At 69.9% G+C, this 219-nt stretch carries 1 protein-coding gene; it reads right to left on the bottom strand.

Features of this window, described 5'->3' with window-relative positions; translation table 11 throughout:
• Nucleotides 1-219, bottom strand: a 219-nt coding sequence (locus RRF55_RS28910) for a hypothetical protein (protein WP_439419433.1), incomplete at both ends; no start/stop codon positions are given.

Raw genomic sequence — 219 nt, 5'->3', positions numbered from 1 at the left:
CGCGCGCCTCGATCACCGCGCTGGAGGTGAGGATGCGAATGCCCTTGGCACGTGCCTCCTCCACCAGCGAGCCACGCGGGTTGTGCCGCGCATCGGCGACCGCGACCACCTTGAGCCCGGCGTCGTGCCAGTCCAGCGCCACGCGATAGGCGTGATCGTTGTTGGTCGACAGCACCAGCTTGCGCCCCGGCGCCACGCCATAACGGCGCACGTAGGGAG

It is taken from the genome of Klebsiella sp. K47, assembly GCF_051858335.1.
Lineage (GTDB): Bacteria > Pseudomonadota > Gammaproteobacteria > Enterobacterales > Enterobacteriaceae > Klebsiella > Klebsiella pneumoniae.
The sequence above is the reverse complement of the archived record's forward strand: the minus strand, read 5'-3'. Positions and strand labels throughout refer to the sequence as shown.